This window comes from Anaerotignum lactatifermentans DSM 14214 (assembly GCF_900142265.1).
GTDB classification, from domain to species: Bacteria; Bacillota; Clostridia; order Lachnospirales; family Anaerotignaceae; genus Anaerotignum; species Anaerotignum lactatifermentans.
This window is the reverse complement of sequence record NZ_FRAH01000019.1, coordinates 18,863-38,144: the sequence shown is the minus strand read 5'-3', so window position 1 is coordinate 38,144 and position 19,282 is coordinate 18,863. Positions and strand designations below refer to the sequence as shown.

19 protein-coding genes and 1 other RNA gene are annotated in these 19,282 nt (G+C 46.3%); all 20 read left to right on the top strand.

Annotated elements, in window-relative coordinates; all coding sequences use genetic code 11:
• The 20 genes from BUB35_RS06875 to BUB35_RS06780 all read left to right on the top strand — a co-directional run bounded on the left by BUB35_RS06875 (nucleotide 1) and on the right by BUB35_RS06780 (nucleotide 19,279).
• Nucleotides 1–1,293: a phage tail sheath family protein gene (locus tag BUB35_RS06875; RefSeq protein ID WP_072850365.1), complete on the top strand. Its 1,293-nt coding sequence runs from the start codon at nucleotides 1–3 to the stop codon at nucleotides 1,291–1,293.
• 13 nt (nucleotides 1,294–1,306) lie between these two features.
• Nucleotides 1,307–1,762 (top strand): phage tail tube protein, encoded by a 456-nt coding sequence (locus BUB35_RS06870; RefSeq protein ID WP_072850363.1) that lies wholly within the window; start codon nucleotides 1,307–1,309, stop codon nucleotides 1,760–1,762.
• Nucleotides 1,763–1,801: 39 nt separating this feature from the next.
• Nucleotides 1,802–2,134 (top strand): phage tail assembly chaperone, encoded by a 333-nt coding sequence (locus tag BUB35_RS06865; RefSeq protein WP_072850361.1) that lies wholly within the window; start codon nucleotides 1,802–1,804, stop codon nucleotides 2,132–2,134.
• A 12-nt stretch (nucleotides 2,135–2,146) separates the two neighbouring features.
• Entirely contained in the window at nucleotides 2,147–2,800 is a 654-nt protein-coding gene (locus BUB35_RS06860; protein WP_072850359.1) for a LysM peptidoglycan-binding domain-containing protein, read from the top strand.
• A gap of 12 nt (nucleotides 2,801–2,812) precedes the next feature.
• Complete coding sequence (locus BUB35_RS06855; RefSeq protein WP_072850357.1) at nucleotides 2,813–3,787, top strand: XkdQ/YqbQ family protein; 975 nt, start codon at nucleotides 2,813–2,815, stop codon at nucleotides 3,785–3,787.
• Nucleotide 3,788: 1 nt separating this feature from the next.
• Nucleotides 3,789–4,142: a phage tail assembly chaperone gene (locus BUB35_RS06850; RefSeq protein WP_072850355.1), complete on the top strand. Its 354-nt coding sequence runs from the start codon at nucleotides 3,789–3,791 to the stop codon at nucleotides 4,140–4,142.
• 165 nt (nucleotides 4,143–4,307) lie between these two features.
• On the top strand, nucleotides 4,308–4,973 hold the full coding sequence (locus tag BUB35_RS06845; protein ID WP_072850353.1) for a hypothetical protein: 666 nt from the start codon (nucleotides 4,308–4,310) through the stop codon (nucleotides 4,971–4,973).
• A 3-nt stretch (nucleotides 4,974–4,976) separates the two neighbouring features.
• Nucleotides 4,977–5,315, top strand: a complete 339-nt coding sequence (locus BUB35_RS06840; protein WP_072850351.1) for a DUF2577 domain-containing protein — start codon at nucleotides 4,977–4,979, stop codon at nucleotides 5,313–5,315.
• Complete coding sequence (locus BUB35_RS06835) at nucleotides 5,312–5,710, top strand: DUF2634 domain-containing protein (protein ID WP_072850350.1); 399 nt, start codon at nucleotides 5,312–5,314, stop codon at nucleotides 5,708–5,710. Before BUB35_RS06840 ends, BUB35_RS06835 begins: the two co-directional genes overlap by 4 nt.
• Nucleotides 5,711–6,778, top strand: a complete 1,068-nt coding sequence (locus tag BUB35_RS06830; protein ID WP_072850348.1) for a baseplate J/gp47 family protein — start codon at nucleotides 5,711–5,713, stop codon at nucleotides 6,776–6,778.
• A complete protein-coding gene (locus tag BUB35_RS06825) occupies nucleotides 6,775–7,341 on the top strand; it encodes a putative phage tail protein (RefSeq protein WP_072850346.1) in 567 nt (188 codons plus the stop codon). Before BUB35_RS06830 ends, BUB35_RS06825 begins: the two co-directional genes overlap by 4 nt.
• 231 nt (nucleotides 7,342–7,572) lie before the next feature.
• Nucleotides 7,573–7,815 carry a preprotein translocase subunit SecG gene (gene secG, locus BUB35_RS06820; RefSeq protein ID WP_072850344.1) on the top strand — a complete coding sequence of 81 codons (243 nt, stop codon included), beginning with the start codon at nucleotides 7,573–7,575 and terminating at the stop codon, nucleotides 7,813–7,815.
• 65 nt (nucleotides 7,816–7,880) lie between these two features.
• Complete coding sequence (rnr, locus tag BUB35_RS06815; RefSeq protein WP_072850342.1) at nucleotides 7,881–10,028, top strand: ribonuclease R; 2,148 nt, start codon at nucleotides 7,881–7,883, stop codon at nucleotides 10,026–10,028.
• 237 nt (nucleotides 10,029–10,265) lie between these two features.
• A complete protein-coding gene (gene smpB / locus BUB35_RS06810; RefSeq protein WP_022254334.1) occupies nucleotides 10,266–10,739 on the top strand; it encodes an SsrA-binding protein SmpB in 474 nt (157 codons plus the stop codon).
• A 7-nt stretch (nucleotides 10,740–10,746) separates the two neighbouring features.
• Nucleotides 10,747–11,104: a transfer-messenger RNA gene (gene ssrA / locus BUB35_RS06805) on the top strand.
• A 295-nt stretch (nucleotides 11,105–11,399) separates the two neighbouring features.
• The gene (locus tag BUB35_RS06800; protein WP_072850340.1) at nucleotides 11,400–12,386 is read left to right on the top strand and encodes a L,D-transpeptidase; all 987 of its coding nucleotides are present in this window, start codon (nucleotides 11,400–11,402) and stop codon (nucleotides 12,384–12,386) included.
• A 164-nt stretch (nucleotides 12,387–12,550) separates the two neighbouring features.
• Nucleotides 12,551–13,732, top strand: a complete 1,182-nt coding sequence (locus tag BUB35_RS06795) for a copper amine oxidase N-terminal domain-containing protein (protein WP_072850338.1) — start codon at nucleotides 12,551–12,553, stop codon at nucleotides 13,730–13,732.
• Nucleotides 13,733–14,244: 512 nt separating this feature from the next.
• Nucleotides 14,245–17,775, top strand: a complete 3,531-nt coding sequence (gene nifJ / locus BUB35_RS06790; protein ID WP_072850336.1) for a pyruvate:ferredoxin (flavodoxin) oxidoreductase — start codon at nucleotides 14,245–14,247, stop codon at nucleotides 17,773–17,775.
• A gap of 206 nt (nucleotides 17,776–17,981) precedes the next feature.
• Nucleotides 17,982–18,791, top strand: a complete 810-nt coding sequence (gene proB, locus BUB35_RS06785) for a glutamate 5-kinase (RefSeq protein ID WP_072850334.1) — start codon at nucleotides 17,982–17,984, stop codon at nucleotides 18,789–18,791.
• Entirely contained in the window at nucleotides 18,788–19,279 is a 492-nt protein-coding gene (locus BUB35_RS06780) for a hypothetical protein (protein ID WP_072850332.1), read from the top strand. The genes proB and BUB35_RS06780 overlap by 4 nt, the downstream gene beginning before the upstream one ends.
• Nucleotides 19,280–19,282 lie beyond the last annotated feature (3 nt).

Here is a 19,282-nt window from a genome sequence, read left to right as displayed (position 1 = left end):
ATGGCATTAGGCGGCGGCACCTTTTTGGTGCAGAACAAGGTATTGCCAGGGGCGTACATCAATTTTGTATCCAGACCAAGAGCCATGGGCGTTATGGGTGAAAGAGGCGTGGTCTGCATGGGTATGGAACTGGACTGGGGTCCTCAGGAAATGATGGCTGTGGAAGCGGCAGATTTCCAGACAAATGCCATGGAGGTATTTGGTTTTGGATACAGCCATGACAAAATGAAGGATATGCGAGAGCTGTTCTGCGGAGCGAAAACAGCGAAGATTTATCGCATCAACAACGGTACAGCGGCAACTGCCACCATTGGAGGAATGACAGTAACAGCAAAATACGGCGGTCTGCGTGGCAATGACCTGCGTGTGGTGGTGGCGGAAAACGTGGACGAAGAAGGCATGTTTGACGTGGCTACCTATATGGAAATGGAACAGGTGGATGTGCAGACCGTGGCGGACATTGACAGTCTGGAAGAAAATAAGTTTGTGAAATTCAACGGCACCGGTGCACTGACACCTACAGCGGCAACCCCTTTGACTGGCGGCACTACAGAGGAAGTTTCCGGCAGCGGATACACGGATTTTCTGGCGGCGGCGGAAAAAGAAGATTTCAATGTGCTGGCGTATAACGGCACAGACGAGGTGACAAAGAAGCTGTTTGTAAGTTTTACAAAACGCCTGAGAGATGAAGAAGGCGTGAAGTTTGTGACAGTTCTTTATGATTATCCCCAAGCGGATTACGAGGGCATCATTTCTGTGGGCACAGCGAAAGAACTGGTTTGCTGGACAGCGGGCATGGAAGCCGGCGCGGCTGTCAACGAAAGTCTGACCAACCGCAAGTATGACGGGGAATACGAAGTGGATGCAAAAGACACCAAAAGCAATTTCATCAAGGGGATTCAGGCAGGGAAATTCCTGTTTTACGATGACGGCGGTGAGGTACGTGTACTGCGTGATATCAACTGTTTCACTTCTTTTGAAAGCAACAAAAACAGTGATTTTTCCTCAAACCGTGTAGTGCGGGTGCTGGACAGCATTGCCAATGATGTGGCAAGGATTTTCAGCCAGTATTATCTGGGCAAGCGCAGCAACAACGCAGACGGCAGAAATCTGCTGAAAGCGGAGATTATTGCGTATCATGAACAGCTGTTGCAGTTGGAAGCAATCGAAAACTTTACGGCGGAAGACATTACGGTGCAGCAGGGCGTGGAAAAACAGGATGTGGTGGTATATGAAAGCGTACAGCCCACCGACGCCATGGAAAAACTGTACATGAGAGTGGAAGTTGTGTAAAAGGAGGAGAAGTATGGCTTATTTACGGGCAAAAGATACGGTAAATGGTGCTTTGGGCACTTGTTACGCCAGAATTGACGGGGAGCGTCATGAACTGATGCAGGTGAAAAACGTGACAGCTACCGTAAAGAAAACCAGAACGGAAATTCCCATTCTGGGGCTGACAGGGAAACAGCACAAAAGCGGCGGCTGGGAAGGCACTGGAAAAATGACGGTGTATTACGTTTCCAGTCTGTTCCGCAAGGTGATGCTGGATTATATGAAAAATGGCGTGGACACATACTTTGAACTGATGCTGACAAACGAAGACCCCACAGGGGAAACAGGAAAACAGACAGTGCTGCTCAAAGATGTGAACATTGACGAGATGGTCATTGGGAAGCTGGATGTGGATCAGTTTGCTTTGGAGGAAGATATGACATTTACCTTCGGGGACGCGGATCTGCTGGATGCTTTTGACGAACTGTAAGAAAATGGGCGGGCGGTAGGGAACAAAAGGAGGAGAAATATGCAGGAAGCGTTTTACAAAGAAAATGCGAAGGCTTTTCGGGAAACGGAGTGCTCCATTGCGCCAAGATTTCAGCAGGATGGGAAAGAAATGCTGTGGAAGATTCGAGGTATTTCGCAGGCGGAAAACGCGGAAATCTGGAAGAAAAGCGGCGAAAATCCGAAAAGATATGAAAGCATGGTGCTGGCGGCTTCTGTGGTATTTCCTGACCTGAAAGGGGCGGATTTGCAGGACAGCTATGGCGTTATGGGGGCGGAAAATCTGCTGGAAAAAATGCTGACCGCTGGGGAATTTTCCGCTTTGCAGGAGGCTGTGGAAGCGGTGAATCAGTAAGGGGGGACGAGATTGTACCGATTTTATTTGAAACAGGGGGAAACACAGTTTTTGTTCCCCGTGACGCCGTCACAGGTGCAGACAAAAGTGGGAAATTGCAATGAGACGGTGCAGATTTTACAGATGGGACAGGTAAATTTGCTGAAAAACGCCGGTTTGGAAGAAGTGCGGTTTCGGGCGTTGTTTCCCGGCAGGCAGTATCATTTTGTGCAGGTGGAAGAAGGATTTCGAGAGCCGTCTTATTTTCTGGAACGGCTGAAAGATTTCAAAAAAGCCCAGAAGCCTGTACAGCTCATTATTTTTCGAAGGCTGGCAGATGGTAGTCAGATTTTTTGCAGCAATGTGGAAATGGGTCTGGAGGAATATAACATTTTGGAACAGGGCGGCGAACAGGGGGATTTTTGGGTGGAAATTGCCCTGAAGGAATACCGAAAGATGCAGAGCATTGCTTACAGACCCGCAAGCGGCGGAAATACACTGGAAAAACAGCCTGCTCAGCGTCCTGCCAAGGAAATGGCGAAAACTTATGTGGTGAAAAAAGGAGATAATCTCTGGAATATTGCAAAAAAAGAACTAGGAGATGGATCGAAATTTGGAGAACTGGCAAAGAAAAACGGCATCAGCAACCCTTCTTTGATCTACCCGGGACAGGTCATTAAGCTGTAAGGGGGCGAAGGAATGGAATTTCGGATTTTGATTGCCCATAATGGTACGGTATATGATGCCACGCCGGTGACATTGGAAGGTGTGGAACTTTTCCAGAGTATTCGCATGGAAGCGGGCTGTCTGCGGTTTTCTGTAGTGCGGGACGGCATTTTGAACTTTGTGGAAGGGGACAAGGTGCAGTTTTATGTGGATGGATTGCTGCGGTTTGCTGGATGGGTCATGACAAAGGAGAGGACTTCAGCCCAGATCATTGCGGTGACGGCTTATGACATGCTTTTTTATCTGGCGAAAAACAAGGACACCTATGTGTACTGGGACAAGACAGCAACAGAAGTGGCAAAAATGATTGCCGCAGGGGCTGGGCTGCCTGTGGGAACCATGACGGATACGGGATGGAAGATTCCCCAGCGGATTGAGGAAGGACAGACTTTGCTGGATATGATTCAGTCGGCACTGGACTTGACGGAAAAAGCAACGGGAAAGGAATATTTTTTCTTTGACGGCGGCGGCAGGCTGATGTTACGGGAACGGCAGGAGTTGGTGACAAATGGGGTGCTTCGCTGTGACGGGGGCATCAGTGATTACTGGTACCGAACAGACATCAGCAAGGATACCTGCAATACGGTGAAGCTCTATCAGGCAGGGCGAAAGGAAACAGAACATCTGGCGTTTCAGGCGGAAAATGCGGAGAAGGTGGGGACATGGGGAAAATTGCAGTATTACGCACATGTGCCTTTTACATTAACAGAAGCTCAGCTGAAGGAAATGGCTGAAAGCGTTTTGCAGGAAAAATGCCGTGTGGTGAAGGAGTTGACAGTGGAGAACATCAATGGGGATTTGTTTTTGACAGCGGGGCAGTCTGTATATCTGGAAATTCCCGATTTGGCTGAGATCGGCATTGCGAAAATGAGCCTCATTGAGAAGTCCACCCATATTTTCAAAGATGGGGAACACAAAATGAAGCTGGAAATGAGAGTGGAGGAGTAACATGAGAGAGCTGGAATGTTTTTTTCAGGAGAATTGCTATCTGCCGCCCAATGAGAAAATCATGGTGTCTGACAGATTTGGAGATGGGGAGCTGCTTTGGGAAATTCGGGCGGTAAGAGAAGCGGAACTGCGAAAAATGGAGAGAGAAACAGAAGAAAATCTCTGTGCGGCGGCAGTGGTTTTCCCTGACTTGCAGGACAGAAAGTTATGGGAAAGTTATGGGGCAAAAAGCGGTGCGGAGGTACTGCAAAAAATGCTGACACCAGCAGAATATCTGCGGCTGCAAAAGGCAGTTATGGCACTGAACGGATTTCAGAAGCGAAAGGCAGAACGGAGAGAAACGGCAAAAAACTGATAAGGGAGGGCATTGACGAGGCAGATTATGCCAGTTATGCCCTCCGAAAATATGGGGTGCGTCCCAAGGAATGGGTGCAGATGGATTTGGCAGAGCGGATGTTTTACTGCGCAGTTATTGATCTGGAAATAGAAAAAATGCAGGAGGCGGAAAGGGGGTAAGGTTATGGAAATAGTATCTTTTCTGAAAATGTGGATGGATGTCTGGAACGAAGCAGAGGAAAAGGGGTTGAAGATGCCGGAGGAGGCTGGTACTTTTCAGAAAAAAGAAACGAAACATGATGAAGTAATGAAAGAAATCATTAAGTTTTTGCCTAGAAGAGAGTTTTCGGCAGAAAATGGAAAAATGGCAGTAGATTCTTTGGAGAAGGCTGTTTCTCAAAAAAATTTGATGAGTATTTTGGAAAAAGGACAAAATGCAGGGGAAAACATTTCTTTTATAGAGGAAAGAAAAAAGAAGATTGCTGCCAATATGGAAGTCATTGAAAAGAGAATACAGGAAAGTAGGTTGGGGAAAGCAGAAGAAAGTTTTTGGATGGCACAGACAGAAAGACCTATGAAAATGCCGGAAGAAATGGCTGGAACAGGGATGGAGAAAATGGGAGAAACCTTGCTTTCGCCAATTTTTGCGGCAGATGGTACAGAAGGAGAAATCCTGCGGCTGCTGCGGCAATGGCAGAAAAAAGAAAATACTTCTGAAGGAACGCAGCAGATTTCTATTTCCATTGGGCAGGTACGAGAAAGTGCTGATGTGAATCAGGTCATGGAGGCGTTGACGACAAAACTACGGGAAGCCCATCTTTCTGGCGTGAGAAAGGCAAGAGGGGGTTGAGAAATGATCGAGTTATTGAAGGAAATTGCTTTGGAGGCAGTGGACAGAGGCAGTCTGGCGGATTTCTGTACGGGAACCGTTGTGGCGGCGGCACCCCTTTCCATTCAGATTGAAAATGGTCCTTTGCTGGCAGAAAGGTTTTTGCTTTTGAGCCGCGATGTGACGGAACATGAGGAGTTGGGGCAGATTCGCACATGGACAGATACGGAAGGAGACCGATGGTCTTTTTATCGCATGATTCGGGGCAAGGCTTTGCAGGCAGGAGAAAAAGTGCTGCTGGCAAAGGCAGCGGGCGGACAGCAGTATATTGTGCTGGATAGGGTGAAAGGAGGAGGTCAATGATTCCTACAGGAACGGAAATATTGATACTGGATACATCAGAGCATATGCCTTCCATGACATACCATATGGCAGAAGAAAAAAAGGAAATCCGCGGGGCTTTGGACGGCATGGACGCGGTGAAGCAGGCTGTTTACAAGATATTGCAGACGGAACGGTACAAATATGTCATTTATGACTGGAATTATGGTGTGGAACTGGAAGACCTTTTTGGAAAAGCAGTCAGTTTTGTGATTCCAGAGCTGCAAAGAAGAATCACGGAGGCTCTCCTCGCCGACGACCGCATCGAAGCGGTAACAGATTTTTCTTTTGAAACAGAGAAGGGCAGTGTAACGGCGGCTTTTCGGGTACAGACCATATGGGGGGATTTGGAGGCAGAAAGGACGGTGGAAATCTGAATGTACGAAAGCTATGAAGAATTGATGGAAAGAAAGTTGGCAATGACCCAGGACAAAAGGGATAGGAGGCAGGGGAGTCTGATCTTTGATGCCATGGGACCGAATGCGGCAGAAACAGCGGCTTTTTATGCGGATTTGACCATGCTGGAAGACAGAACTTTTGCGGATACGGCAACGGGAGATGATCTGACCAGACGATGTGCGGAACGTGGTGTGATTCGCAAAGAAGCAACAAAGGCGACTTTTTACGGAAGCTTTGTGGATGCAGAAGGAGAAGCTTATCCTCTGAAACAGGGAGAACGGTTTTATCTGGAGCCCTATTACTATCAGGTGCTTATGGAAGAAAACGGCAGAGTGGTGCTGGAATGCGAAACAGCCGGAGAGGATGGCAACAGTTATCTGGGGACACTGCTGCCGGTGAACCATCTGGAAGGGCTGGCAGAGGCAAAGCTGACAGAGCTGCGAACAGACGGCGAAGATGCAGAAAGTGACGATATGCTGCGAAAACGGTATATGGACAGTTTTTCAGCTGACGCATTTGGGGGAAATGTTGCGGACTACAAGCTGAAAGTTGGGGCTTTGCAGAATGTGGGCGGCGTGAAAGTCTATCCTGTATGGCAGGGCGGCGGCACGGTAAAATTGGTGATTATCGACCAAGGATGGAAAGCACCTACGGAAATGGAACTGGAGGCTTTGCAGAAAGAAATCGACCCGGAGAAGCGGGGAGAAGGATATGGCATGGCGCCCATCGGACACCGTGTAACAGTGGCGGGTGTGACAGAGGTGAAATGCAATGTTTCCATGGAGATTACTTGGCAGGCAGATGCGGATACGGAAAGCGGCAAGCGGGAGATACAGGAAAGAATCGAAGCATATCTGCTGGAACTGCGGAAAGCATGGGCGGAATCTGAGTATCTGATTGCAAGAATCAGCTATCTGGAATCGGCAGCTCTTGCGGCAACAGGGGTGCTTGATGTGCAGAACTGCACCATCAATGGACAGGGGAGCAATTTGCAGATGGAGGCGGATGAAATTCCTGTTTTGGGAGAATTTGAGGTGGTGGTATGACAGCACAGAGATATTTGCAGTATTTGCCTGACTTTGTGGCAGAATATGTGGAATTTCAGAAGTTAGGAGAAATCGAAGGAGAAGTTCTGGAAGAAGAAAGCAAGGCAAAGCAGGAGATGGAACAGGATCAATGGATTTTGACAGCCACACGAAAAGGGCTTTTGCGCAGGGCAGCCATGATGGGCTTATCTGTTGCAGAAACGGAAGATACAGAAATTTTGCGGGAAAGGGTGCTTTCCTACTGGAACAGCAGAAGACCATATACATTTTTCATGATGCAGGAATGGCTGGATACGTTTTGTGGTGCAGGAAATTATCAGGCAAAGCTGGATTATGGGGCTTATCGGTTGACCATTGTACTGGAACTGAAAGAAAAGGAAAAAAAGGAACAGATTTTATCTTATTGGAAAACACTGATTCCAGCCAATTTGGTATTTGAGGTGCTGCTCAATACCAATACCCACGGAAAAGTGGGCGCGCTGACACATGGACAATTGAAAGAAAGCGGCTGGACTTATGGCGAGATTCCTTTTGCAGATCTGTCGGAGTATGTTCGTGCATAAGCAAAATACATGGGTTTGTTTTTCGGAAAGAAACGGAAAGGATTGGAGAAAAATCTTTTCCGTTTTTTGTTTGTCGGAAAAATGATATTTTTCTTAAAATGCCTTAGAAAGCCTGACTTTTTTGGAAAAAGACTTGCAGGCAGAGCGTGAGTATGATACAATACCTTTACTGTTTGAAAATGAGAATGGTTTTTTATGACCATTACAAATAATATTGGGAGGTTTTGACACATGGCAACACTTAGTTTAGTATTATCAGTGGTATTGGTTATTTTATCTGTATTACTGTGTGTAATCATTCTGTTACAGTCCAAACGTTCTGCTGGTCTGGGCGCAATTGGCGGCGGCGGCAGCGGCGACACATACTGGAGCAAAAATAAAGGCAGTTCTATGGAAGGCGCTTTGGAAAGATATACAAAAATCGGCGGCGCTCTGTTCATGATTCTGGCACTGGTAATCAATCTGATTGGATAAGAACGAATGAGGGATGCAGAAATGCGTCCCTTTTTTTGTAGAAAGAAAGGAGAAAAGGAGGAACTATGGAGAAAGAACAATTACAGGAAAGAAAAGAACGCATTCTGGAATGTATGAAAAGTCCGGCATATGTGCCCATGAAGCGGAAAGACATGCGTGTGCTGTTGGGTGTGCCGGAAGAAGATCGGACATATTTTGAACAAATCATCGCGGAACTCATTGATGAAGGAAAAATATTTGAAACAAAAAGAGGAAAGCTGGCTGTGCCGGAAACATTGCAGATGGCAACGGGAACATTCATCAGCCATGCAAAAGGCTTTGGCTTTGTAACACCGGATGAAGGCGGCGCAGATATTTTCATTCCCGCATCAGAAACCAACGGTGCTATGCAGAAAGACCGCGTCTTGTATAAAGTGACCGGTGGCGGCGGTAGCGGCAGAAAAGCGGAAGGCACTATTATCCGTGTGCTGGAAAGAGGTATGACCCGTCTGGTGGGGCTGTATGAGCAGGTGAAAGGATTCGGTTTTGTTACAGCAGATGACAAGAAAGTTGCAAAAGATATTTTCATTTCCAGAGAAAACAGCATGGGTGCTGTGACTGGGCATAAAGTAGTAGTAGAAATCACAGACTATGGCGAGGACAGACGGAATCCGGAAGGAAAGATCATTGAGATTCTGGGACATATCAACGATCCCGGTGTGGATATCCTTTCTGTGATTCGCAGATATGAACTGCCTGTGGAATTCCCTGAGGAAGTGTATCAGGAAATCGAAAATGTGGAACTGGAAATCAATGAAAAAGAGATGATGGGCAGAGAAGATCTGCGAAATGTGCTGACCATCACCATTGATGGGGAAGATTCCAAAGACTTGGACGACGCTGTTTCCCTGACAAAACTGGATAATAGCAATTATGAACTGGGCGTGCATATTGCGGACGTTTCCCATTATGTGCAGGAGAATACCGCTCTGGATAAGGAAGCTTACGAAAGAGGTACCAGTGTGTATCTGGTAGATCGGGTGATTCCCATGCTGCCCCATAAGCTGAGCAACGGCATTTGTTCCCTGAATCCCCACGAAGATCGTCTTGCACTGAGCTGCATCATGGAAATCGACCACAGAGGGTATGTGGTGAACCATCGGGTAGTCAATTCTGTGATTTATTCTGACTACCGCATGACATATACAGCCGTAAGGGAAATTCTGGAGGACAAGACACCGGAGCTTTTGGAAAAATATGCAGAAATCGTTCCCATGCTGGAAGAAATGAACGAACTGAGAGAAATTCTTGTGGCAAAACGGAAAAAACGCGGCTCTGTGAACTTTGATTTGCCCGAATCCAAGATCATTCTGGACGAGCAGGGCAAACCCATTGACATCAAGCCTTATGACCGGAATATTGCCACAAACCTCATTGAGGAATTTATGTTGGTCTGCAACGAAACCGTTGCGGAAAACTTCTTCTGGCAGGAAATCCCCTTTGTGTTCCGTTCCCATCAGGAACCGGATGAGGAAAAAACGGAAAAAATGGAACAGTTCATCCGTGGGTTTGGCTATCGTGTGAAGAAAAAAGATGGGGAAATCCATCCCAGAGAAATCCAGCGAGTACTGGCAGAAGCGGAAGGCAAGCCGGAAGAACGCATCATCACCCGTATGGTGCTGCGCAGCATGATGCAGGCAAGATACACAGCGGATAATCAGGGACATTTTGGTCTGGCGGCAAAATACTACTGCCATTTCACATCACCTATCCGTCGTTATCCTGACTTGGAAATTCACCGCCTCATCAAACTCACACTGGCTGGAGAAATGAGCGGCAAACGGGAACAGTCCTATCGGAAGAAAATGCCGGACATTGCCCAGCACTGCTCCAAGCGGGAACGTGTGGCAGAAGATGCCGAACGAGATACAGATGCACTGAAGAAAGTGGAATTTATGCTGGATAAAATTGGTGAAACTTATGAAGGCATCATCTCTGGCGTCACCAACTGGGGCATTTATGTGGAACTGGCAAATACTGTAGAAGGCATGGTTGCTTTGAACCAGCTGGATGATGATTACTATGAATTTGATGACAGAAACATGCAGGTGGTCGGCAAGAGAGGCGGCAAGATTTATCGTCTTGGAGATGCCGTGCAGGTGACTGTGGCAAAGGTATCCAAGGAATTGGGAACCATTGATTTTGTATTTGCAGAAGAAGCCTTTGAATTTTAAATGATTATCTGTCAAAAGCTGGAATCGATGATTTCAGCTTTTGCCGGAGATTTTTCCTGTATGGAAGGTATTTCTCTGGTAGAATATAATGGAAGAAACAGTTGTTTGAAATATGCGAAAGCTGTCATATTTCTTTTGAAATTTGTAACAGAAACGTCATTTGATTTTTCTGGAATCTGTGATATAATCTATCATGCAGAAGAAAACGCACAAAGCAGACAGAACGGAAGTGAGCCAATGGCAAAGGGAAACGGCACGAAGCTGATCGCACAGAATAAAAAAGCATATCATGATTATTTCATCGAAGACGTGTATCAGGCAGGCATTTCTCTCGTTGGCACAGAAGTGAAAAGTCTGCGGGCAGGCAAATGCAGTCTGAAGGAAAGCTTTATCCGCATCGAAAACGGGCAGGCTTTCATTATGAACATGCATATCAGTCCTTACGAACAGGGGAATATCTTCAACAAAGACCCTCTGCGTACCAGACGTTTGCTGCTGCACAAAAACGAAATCCGCAAGATTGCCGCACAGGTACAGGCTGCCGGATATACGGTGGTGCCTTTGAAGGTCTACTTCGACCGCAGTCTGGTGAAAGTGGATATCGCGCTGGCAAAGGGTAAAAAACTCTATGACAAGCGTGAGACCATTGCCAAAAACGACATGCGTCGTCAGGCGGAAAAAGAGTTTAAGATTCGTAATCTTACTTTATAAGACACACGGGGATGTAATGGTTTCGACGGGAGTCTTGAAAGTAGGGATAGCCATCCGCAGCCCGGTGAACTGCGTCATCAAGCCGGAAACTTTTCTAAAAAGAAACGACAACAATAAATTAGCATACGCTGCCTAATTGCGGCAGCTGTCAACCCCCGGATTCCTGCCGCCGGGGAGCTTGGCATCGACTTGGCGGGGCACTTTTTCGCTTAAGCTTTGCGGCGGAAAAAGACTCATGAAGCTACCGAGGAACATAGCCTGTCATTCGGCGATGGTCTGAGGGAATTCTAAAAGACTGACTGTGATGGGAGAAGTTCTTACAGATGGGTTTTCGGACAGGGGTTCGACTCCCCTCATCTCCATTCTAAGAACAAAACAAGCTTTGCTGTATGAAGCGGCAAAGGGATGTTCCAAAAAAGCTGCGCAGAAGATTAGGGGCATCATCATAAGCAAACAAAGAAAGCCGAAATCCTGATGATACTGCGGATTTCGGCTTTCTGATTCTAACTTAGATTTTATTTCGTATGTTTTCTTATGAAGATAGCCGTCGCACTTCCCCTTAAGAAATCAATCAAATAAAAAAACAATGTTTTCTTAAGTGGAAGTCGCTGTTCTTCAGCGTTTTTTTGGATAATTTCATGCGAAAAAAGGGGGATTTACATGAGAAAGAAATTATCATTGCTGTTTATGGCGCTTTTTCTGTTTATGGGCGTACCGCAGATGGCGCAGGCAGCAGAATATCCGTATGAGGTAGAAGTCAATCTGACACAGAATGTGGTCACTGTTTATAAAAAGGATGCCGCAGGGAACTATACCGTGCCTGACAGAGCCTTTGTCTGCTCCATAGGTCCTGCCACACCCACAGGCACATTCCGTACAACAGATAAATATGTATGGCGTGCGCTGTTCGGCAATGTTTACGGACAGTATGCCACACGTATCACTGGCAGTATCCTGTTTCATTCTGTACCTTATTATACCATGTACGATAAAGGCTCTCTGGAATACTTGGAGTACAACAAACTGGGTACATCTGCATCCATGGGTTGTGTGCGTCTGACAGTGGAAAATGCAAAATGGATTTATGATAATTGTCCCGCGGGTACTACCGTAAGAATGGTAAAGAATAACAATCCTTTGCCCATCCAGCCGGAACAGCCTCAGAAGTTGAATATCTATGATACAAAGCTGAGAGGCTGGGACCCTACAGACCCTGATCTGGCAAACCCCTGGCATAAAGTGCTGCCAGACCATGCCAGGATGGAAAGCATCAATGTCAAAAGTGCCAGAAGCAGTTTTGCTGTGGACGCTTTTTATGGCGGCGGTACTTATTATCTGACAGCAGAAGATGCCGGCAAAGTGTTTGCGCAGTTGGGCAAAACGCTTTCTCAGCCTGTACAGCCTGCAGATACGATTCATGCTATGGGAACAACACAGATTACATATGAAGGAAAAACAACAGAAATTTCCTATTGTATTTACGAAGGCAAAACATATTACAAGCTGAGAGATTTGGCTGGGGCAACAGAAACAGACATTTCCTGGAATGCCCAGACAGATGATATCGTTCTTTCCGATGGGGAAGAACCGAACTGGTTCAATCGTGTATTCCTTCGCAGAAATCTGGCTGTAGAAATTTCTGCATAAGAATAGGAAGAAAGCCTACATGAACAAGTCATGTGGGTTTTTCTTTGTCTGATTGGAAAATCTTAAAAATCTGTCAATTATACTAATTTTTCGGTGGTTTTGTTGATTTTTCCTCGTCATTGTGGTATGATGCTCGGGAAAAACCCAAAGAAAGAGGGAAAAATATGGGATGGAAAAAATTAACGGTCATTGTTGTGGCAGCGGCAGCCCTGGTGGGTGGAGCACTGTCCCTTTCTATGTACCTGACAAGACAGCAGGAAGTGGAAATGGAGGTCGCTGATCAGAAGCCTCAGCCGCCGCAGGCAGGTGATACCACAACATTGGCGGATATGGAAAATATGCCGATTTATTACGATGATGATGAAGTGCTGCTTCTGCCTGTCAGAAACGTGGTGGAAGGTCTGGGCGGCAGTGTTTCCTGGGATCGTGAGAAAAAAGCAACAGAGATTTCTTTTTATGGTAAGAAACTGCTTTTGAACCGCGGCAGCAGAGATGCGGAGCTGAACGGTTATGAAATCACGTTGGATCGGGAAGTGGAAGCCATCAACGGCAGTCTGTATGTATCTTCTGATGTGTTTTCTGAGTATTTTGCTACAGAAGTCATCTGGGACAGCAGCCAGCAGCTGGTAACCATCAAAACAGGCGATAATACCAAACCGGTTATTGCAGGACGTATGCTGGAAGGCGTAGACGGAGAGCGGAATTACTCTGCAGAAATTCCTGTTGTAGTTGGTTTGAATGATATCAGTTATGAAAAAAGTCTGAATGATGCCTTTGAATCCTTTGCATTGGAACAGCTGGCATCCTTCCCCAACGTAGTTCCTGCGGAAGAAGCAGAAGAAGCGGCAGAAGAAGCTGAAGCGGTGGAACAGTCTGGAGAAGAACAAGCGGAAGCACAGGCTGAAGAAGGAACAGCAGCGGAAGCAGAAGCCAATACAGAAACAGAGGCAAATGCCGAACAGGCAGAAGCGGCAGAAGAAACTGCGGATATGCCCAAACCCGATCATGTACGTCTTGGTTTTGTGAAGGGATATATCGGTGCAGAATTCCTTTCCTTCTATTGGGAAGTGGATGTAGACGGCAAACTGTCTAGTCAGGGTGTCAACGTTGACCTGCAGGGACAGAAGTATGTCAATATTTTGGATTTGACAGCCAGCCGTGATATCGAAACAGAGCTTCATGTCTATGCAGAAGATGTAGATCCTGAAAATTACTATATTTCTGCGGACAAAGAATGGATTTTGCTGTCCAATGATGAAGAAAACGGCACATATCAGGCAGTTTCCGTACCTGCGGAAATGACACAGAGTGTTTGGAAGGATAAATACAAGTTTTTAATTGCATAAATAGATGTTTCAAAACACCTCTATGAAACTATCATAGGGGTGTTTTTGTGTATACAATATATTTTTTGCGTCTTTGATATTTTCGTATCAATCTTGGTAATTGTGTATGAATTTCAGTACAAAATATTGCCAAGAAAAAGACGTTTGTCTGACATATAAGCGCGGTATTTTTGCAGATACATCGTGAAAAGGAATATAAATTGCATAAAAATATTTTTTTATACATGATAGGCACCGTCAATTCGCACAAAGGGTCTTTTGTTAGAAACATAACGGTTTTATTTCCATTTTGCGGTTGAAATCATAAGAATTTGATTGTATAATAAACAGGAACTTGAAGCAGTGCTGCGGTCAGGCAAAAGAGAGTTGTTGTATGACAAGGTTTTTGTCATAAATATACTCTTTCCGGGCAGGCAGCACGGCATGCACGGTTTTCCGTGCAGACCTAGGGGTTTCCCGAAAGCAAAGTTTTGTAAAATACAGAAGATTTACAAAATAAGGAGGAGAAAAAAATGTCTAAAGTAATGAAAACGATGGACGGTAACGAAGCTGCTGCATACGCTTCCTATGCGTTTACAGAAGTAGCTGGTATTTTCCCCATCACACCTTCCTCCCCAATGGCTGAAAAAACAGACGATTGGGCAGCAAATGGCAAGAAAAACCTTTTCGGTCAGACTGTTAAAGTAGTAGAAATGCAGTCTGAAGCAGGTGCTTCCGGTACTGTACACGGTTCCCTGGCAGCTGGCGCTCTGACAACAACTTATACAGCATCTCAGGGTCTGCTGCTGATGATCCCCAACATGTACAAAATCTCCGGCGAACTGCTTCCCGCAGTATTCCATGTAACAGCTCGTGCGCTGGCAGCTCACGCTCTGTCTATCTTTGGTGACCACTCCGACGTTATGGCTTGTCGTCAGACAGGTTTCGCTCTGCTGGTTTCCAACAGCGTACAGGAAGTTATGGATCTGGCTTGCGTAGCACATCTGTCCGCAATCAAAGGCCGTGTTCCTTTCCTGCATTTCTTTGATGGTTTCCGTACATCTCACGAAATCCAGAAAATCGAATGCATCGACTATGATGAACTGGCTAAAATCATCGACATGGATGCAGTTAACGCATTCAAGAGAAACGCGCTGAACCCTGAACATCCCGTTATCAGAGGTACAGCTCAGAACCCTGACATCTACTTCCAGGCTCGTGAAGCAGCAAACAAATTCTATGATGCTCTGCCTGCAGTAGTAGAAGAATACATGGGTGAAATCAACAGAATCACAGGCAGAGATTACAAACTGTTCAACTACTATGGTGCTCCCGATGCTGAAAGAATCATCATCGCTATGGGCTCCGCTTGTGAAGCTATTGAAGAAACAATCGACTACCTGGCAGCTAAAGGCGAAAAAGTTGGTCTGGTTAAAGTTCACCTGTTCAGACCTTTCGTAGCTGAAAAACTGCTGGAAGCTATCCCTAAAACAGTTAAGAAAATCGCTGTTCTGGATAGAACAAAAGAACCCGGCGCACAGGGCGAACCTCTGTACATGGACGTTTGCACAGCAATGTTCGAAGTAGAAAACGCTCCTGTTGTTGTTGGCGGCCGTTATGGTCTGGGTTCCAAAGACGTTACACCTGCACAGTTCATCGCTGTATATGCTAACCTGTCTCTGGACAAACCCAAAAACCACTTCACAATCGGTATCGTGGACGACGTAACCAACCACTCTCTGGAAGTTGGCGAAGAAGTTAACGTTACAGGTGATGACGGCACAATCAGCTGCAAATTCTGGGGTCTGGGCGCTGACGGTACTGTTGGTGCTAACAAAAACTCCATCAAAATCATCGGTGACCACACAGACATGTACGCACAGGCTTACTTCAGCTACGACTCCAAAAAGTCCGGCGGTATCACACAGAGCCACCTGCGTTTCGGTCACAAACCTATCCGCTCCACATACCTGGTTAAGACAGCAGACTTCGTTGCTTGTCATAAACAGGAATACGTTCACCTGTACGACATGGTTACAGAACTGAACGAAGGCGGTACATTCCTGCTGAACACAACCTGGACAGTAGAAGAACTGGAACAGCACCTGCCCGCGAAACTGAAAAGACAGCTGGCTGCTAAGAAAGCAAACTTCTACATCATCAATGGTACAGAAATCGCGAAAGAAATCGGTCTGGGCAACAGAATCAACACTGTACTGCAGGCTGCATTCTTCAAACTGGCAAACATCATCCCCATTGACCAGGCTGTAGAATACATGAAAGCTGCTATCACAAAATCCTATGGTAAGAAAGGTGACACAATCCTGAACATGAACTACGCTGCTGTTGATCGTGGTGTAGACGGTGCAGTGAAAGTTGAAATCCCTGCTTCCTGGGCAACTGCAGAAGATGCAGAAGTTGCAGCTGCTAGAAAATCCACAGAATTCGTTGATAAAGTTGTAGCTCCTATGAACGCACAGGAAGGCGACAAACTGCCCGTATCCGCATTCTCCGGTAGAGAAGACGGTACATTCCCTTGCGGTACAGCTGCTTACGAAAAACGTGGTGTTGCTGTTGACGTACCCGAATGGAACGCTGAAAACTGTATCCAGTGTAACCAGTGCTCTTATGTATGTCCTCACGCAGCAATCCGTCCCGTACTGCTGACAGAAGAAGAAGCTGCAAAAGCTCCTGCTGCATTCAAAGCAGTAGACGCTAAAGGCGGCGCTGCATTTGCTGGTCTGAAATACAGAATGCAGGTTTCCGCTCTGGACTGCCTGGGCTGCGGTAGCTGTGCAGTAGTATGCCCTGCTCCTAACAAAGCTCTGGTTATGAAACCTCTGGCTACACAGGAAGCTGAAGTTGCTAACTGGGATTACGCAATCGACGAAGTTGCTCCTAAAGCTAACCCTATGGGCAAAGGTTCCGTGAAAGGTTCTCAGTTCGAACAGCCTCTGCTGGAATTCTCCGGCGCATGCGCAGGCTGCGGCGAAACACCTTACGCAAAACTGGTAACACAGCTGTTTGGTGATAGAATGTACGTTGCAAACGCAACAGGCTGCTCCTCCATCTGGGGTGGTTCCGCACCTTCTATGCCTTACACAACAAACAAAGACGGCCGTGGTCCTGCTTGGGCTAACTCCCTGTTCGAAGACAACGCAGAATATGGTCTGGGTATGGCTTCCGCTGTTAAACAGATGAGAAACGGTCTGAAAGATAAACTGGAAAACCTGAAAGCAATCGACGCTTCCGTTGCAGGTGTTGTTGATGCTTGGGTTGACACAATGTTCGATGGTGAAAAATCCAGAGAAGCATCCGACGCTCTGGTAGCTGCACTGGAAGGCTATGCTGGCACAGATGCAGAAGCTAAGAACATCGTTTCCTACGTACTGGAAAACAAAGATCAGCTGGTTAAAAAATCTCAGTGGATCTTCGGTGGTGACGGCTGGGCTTACGATATCGGTTACGGCGGTCTGGACCACGTACTGGCTTCCGGCGAAGATGTAAACGTTCTGGTATTCGATACAGAAGTTTACTCCAACACAGGCGGTCAGGCTTCCAAAGCTACTCCTGCTGGTGCAGTTGCTCAGTTCGCTGCTTCCGGTAAGAGAGTTAAGAAAAAAGACCTGGGTATGATGGCTATGAGCTATGGCTACGTTTACGTTGCACAGGTTGCAATGGGCGCAGACAAGAACCAGCTGGTAAAAGCTCTGCTGGAAGCTGAAAGCTACCATGGTCCTTCCCTGATCATCGCTTACGCTCCTTGTATCAACCACGGTCTGAAAGGCGGCATGAGCGGCGCTCAGAACGAAATCAAACGTGCAGTTGAAGCAGGTTACTGGCATATGTACAGATTCAACCCTACTCTGAAAGAAGAAGGCAAGAACCCCTTCACTCTGGATTCTAAAGAACCCACAGCAAGCTTCAGAGACTTCCTGCTGAGCGAAGTTCGTTACAGCGCACTGCAGAGAACATTCCCCGAAGTAGCGGAAGAACTGTTCGAACAGTCCGAAAAGAACGCAAAAGAAAGACTGGAAAACTACAAAAGACTGGCTAACCAGTAATCAGGTTTCACAGGATTTCAAAATGAAATAAAAACAGGCTTTGCCTGATGAAATGGAGAGATTTCCCCCTAAAGGGAAGTCTCTCTGTTTTTTTATGGTTTCTTTCAACAATGTTACAATTTTATTGAGATTGGAAAAATTGCTTTTTTCCAAAAGGAAAATAGTGTATACTCACAATATGGAAGTGAAGGAGGGGGTTATTGCATATGCGTCAAACGCTGAAAAACTGTAAGAGAATCGTCATTAAGGTAGGTACTGCAACCATTACCTATCCCAATGGCAGATTGAATTTGAAACGGATCGAAGAACTGGCATGGGTGCTGACAGACCTGCGCAATCGCGGTATGGATGTGGCACTGGTCACCAGCGGTGCCATTGGTGTAGGCGCTGTGCGTATGTCAATGCCTTCCCGTCCCACTGTTACCCGGGAAAAACAGGCGGCGGCAGCAGTTGGTCAGGCAATGCTGATGCAGATCTATCATAACTTTTTTGACCGGTATAATCAGACCGTTGCCCAGATTTTGCTGACAAAGGAAGAAATGGGTACGGAAGAAAGATATACCAATACCCATAATACATTTGAAACATTGTTTGAAATGGGTATCATTCCCATTGTCAATGCCAATGACACCATTTCTACATATGAAATTGAATTTTCCGATAACGATCGCCTCTCTGCTATGGTAGCGGAGGTAACGGGGGCTGATCTGCTGGTATTGCTGACAGATATTGACGCCCTGTATGACAAAAATCCCAGAGAACATGCAGACGCGAAGAAGATTTCTTATGTGGAAAAAGTAACGCCGGAAATCGAAAAGATGGCAAGCGGAAAAGGCTCTGCCTTCAGTGTAGGCGGCATGCAGACAAAACTGGAAGCGGCAAAAATCTGTGAAAAAGCCGGGACAGCCATGGCTATTGCCCATGGGGAAGACCCCACGGTGATCCATCGGATTTTGGCTGGCGAAGATGTAGGAACTTGCTTTGGAAAAGGAATCAAAAGGAGAGATGAAATATGAGTTTTTGCCCGAAATGCGGAAGAGAAATTATTGATGAAAGCTTGGGCTGCCCTATTTGCGGTGTAAAAGAAAACACCCGCCCCGAAACAACGCAGCCCGATGAGCAGCCTGCGGAAAAAGTGGATTCTTTTACGGTAGAGGATGCCAAAGGCACTTATCAGAAATTCGAAAGTACAGAAAATACCAGCAGCGGTACATGGGCAAGCGGCGGTACCAATACAGAATATAAGCCTGTTAATGAAGGCATTCATCCTGCACTGAAAGTCATTGTGATCGTATTGATCATTTTGGTAGGCGGCATTGGTGCCATTGCAGGTCTCATTGCTGGTATTGCGCTGATGAAAAGCCCTGTGGAAGATAATCAGAAGTTTGGTAAACTGATTACCATCATCAGTGCCATTATGCTGGGTCTGAGCCTGATCTGCTGCATCATCGGTGGTCTGTCTGGTCTGGCAGTGGTACCTTATTCTATTACCTATAACTTCTGAGAA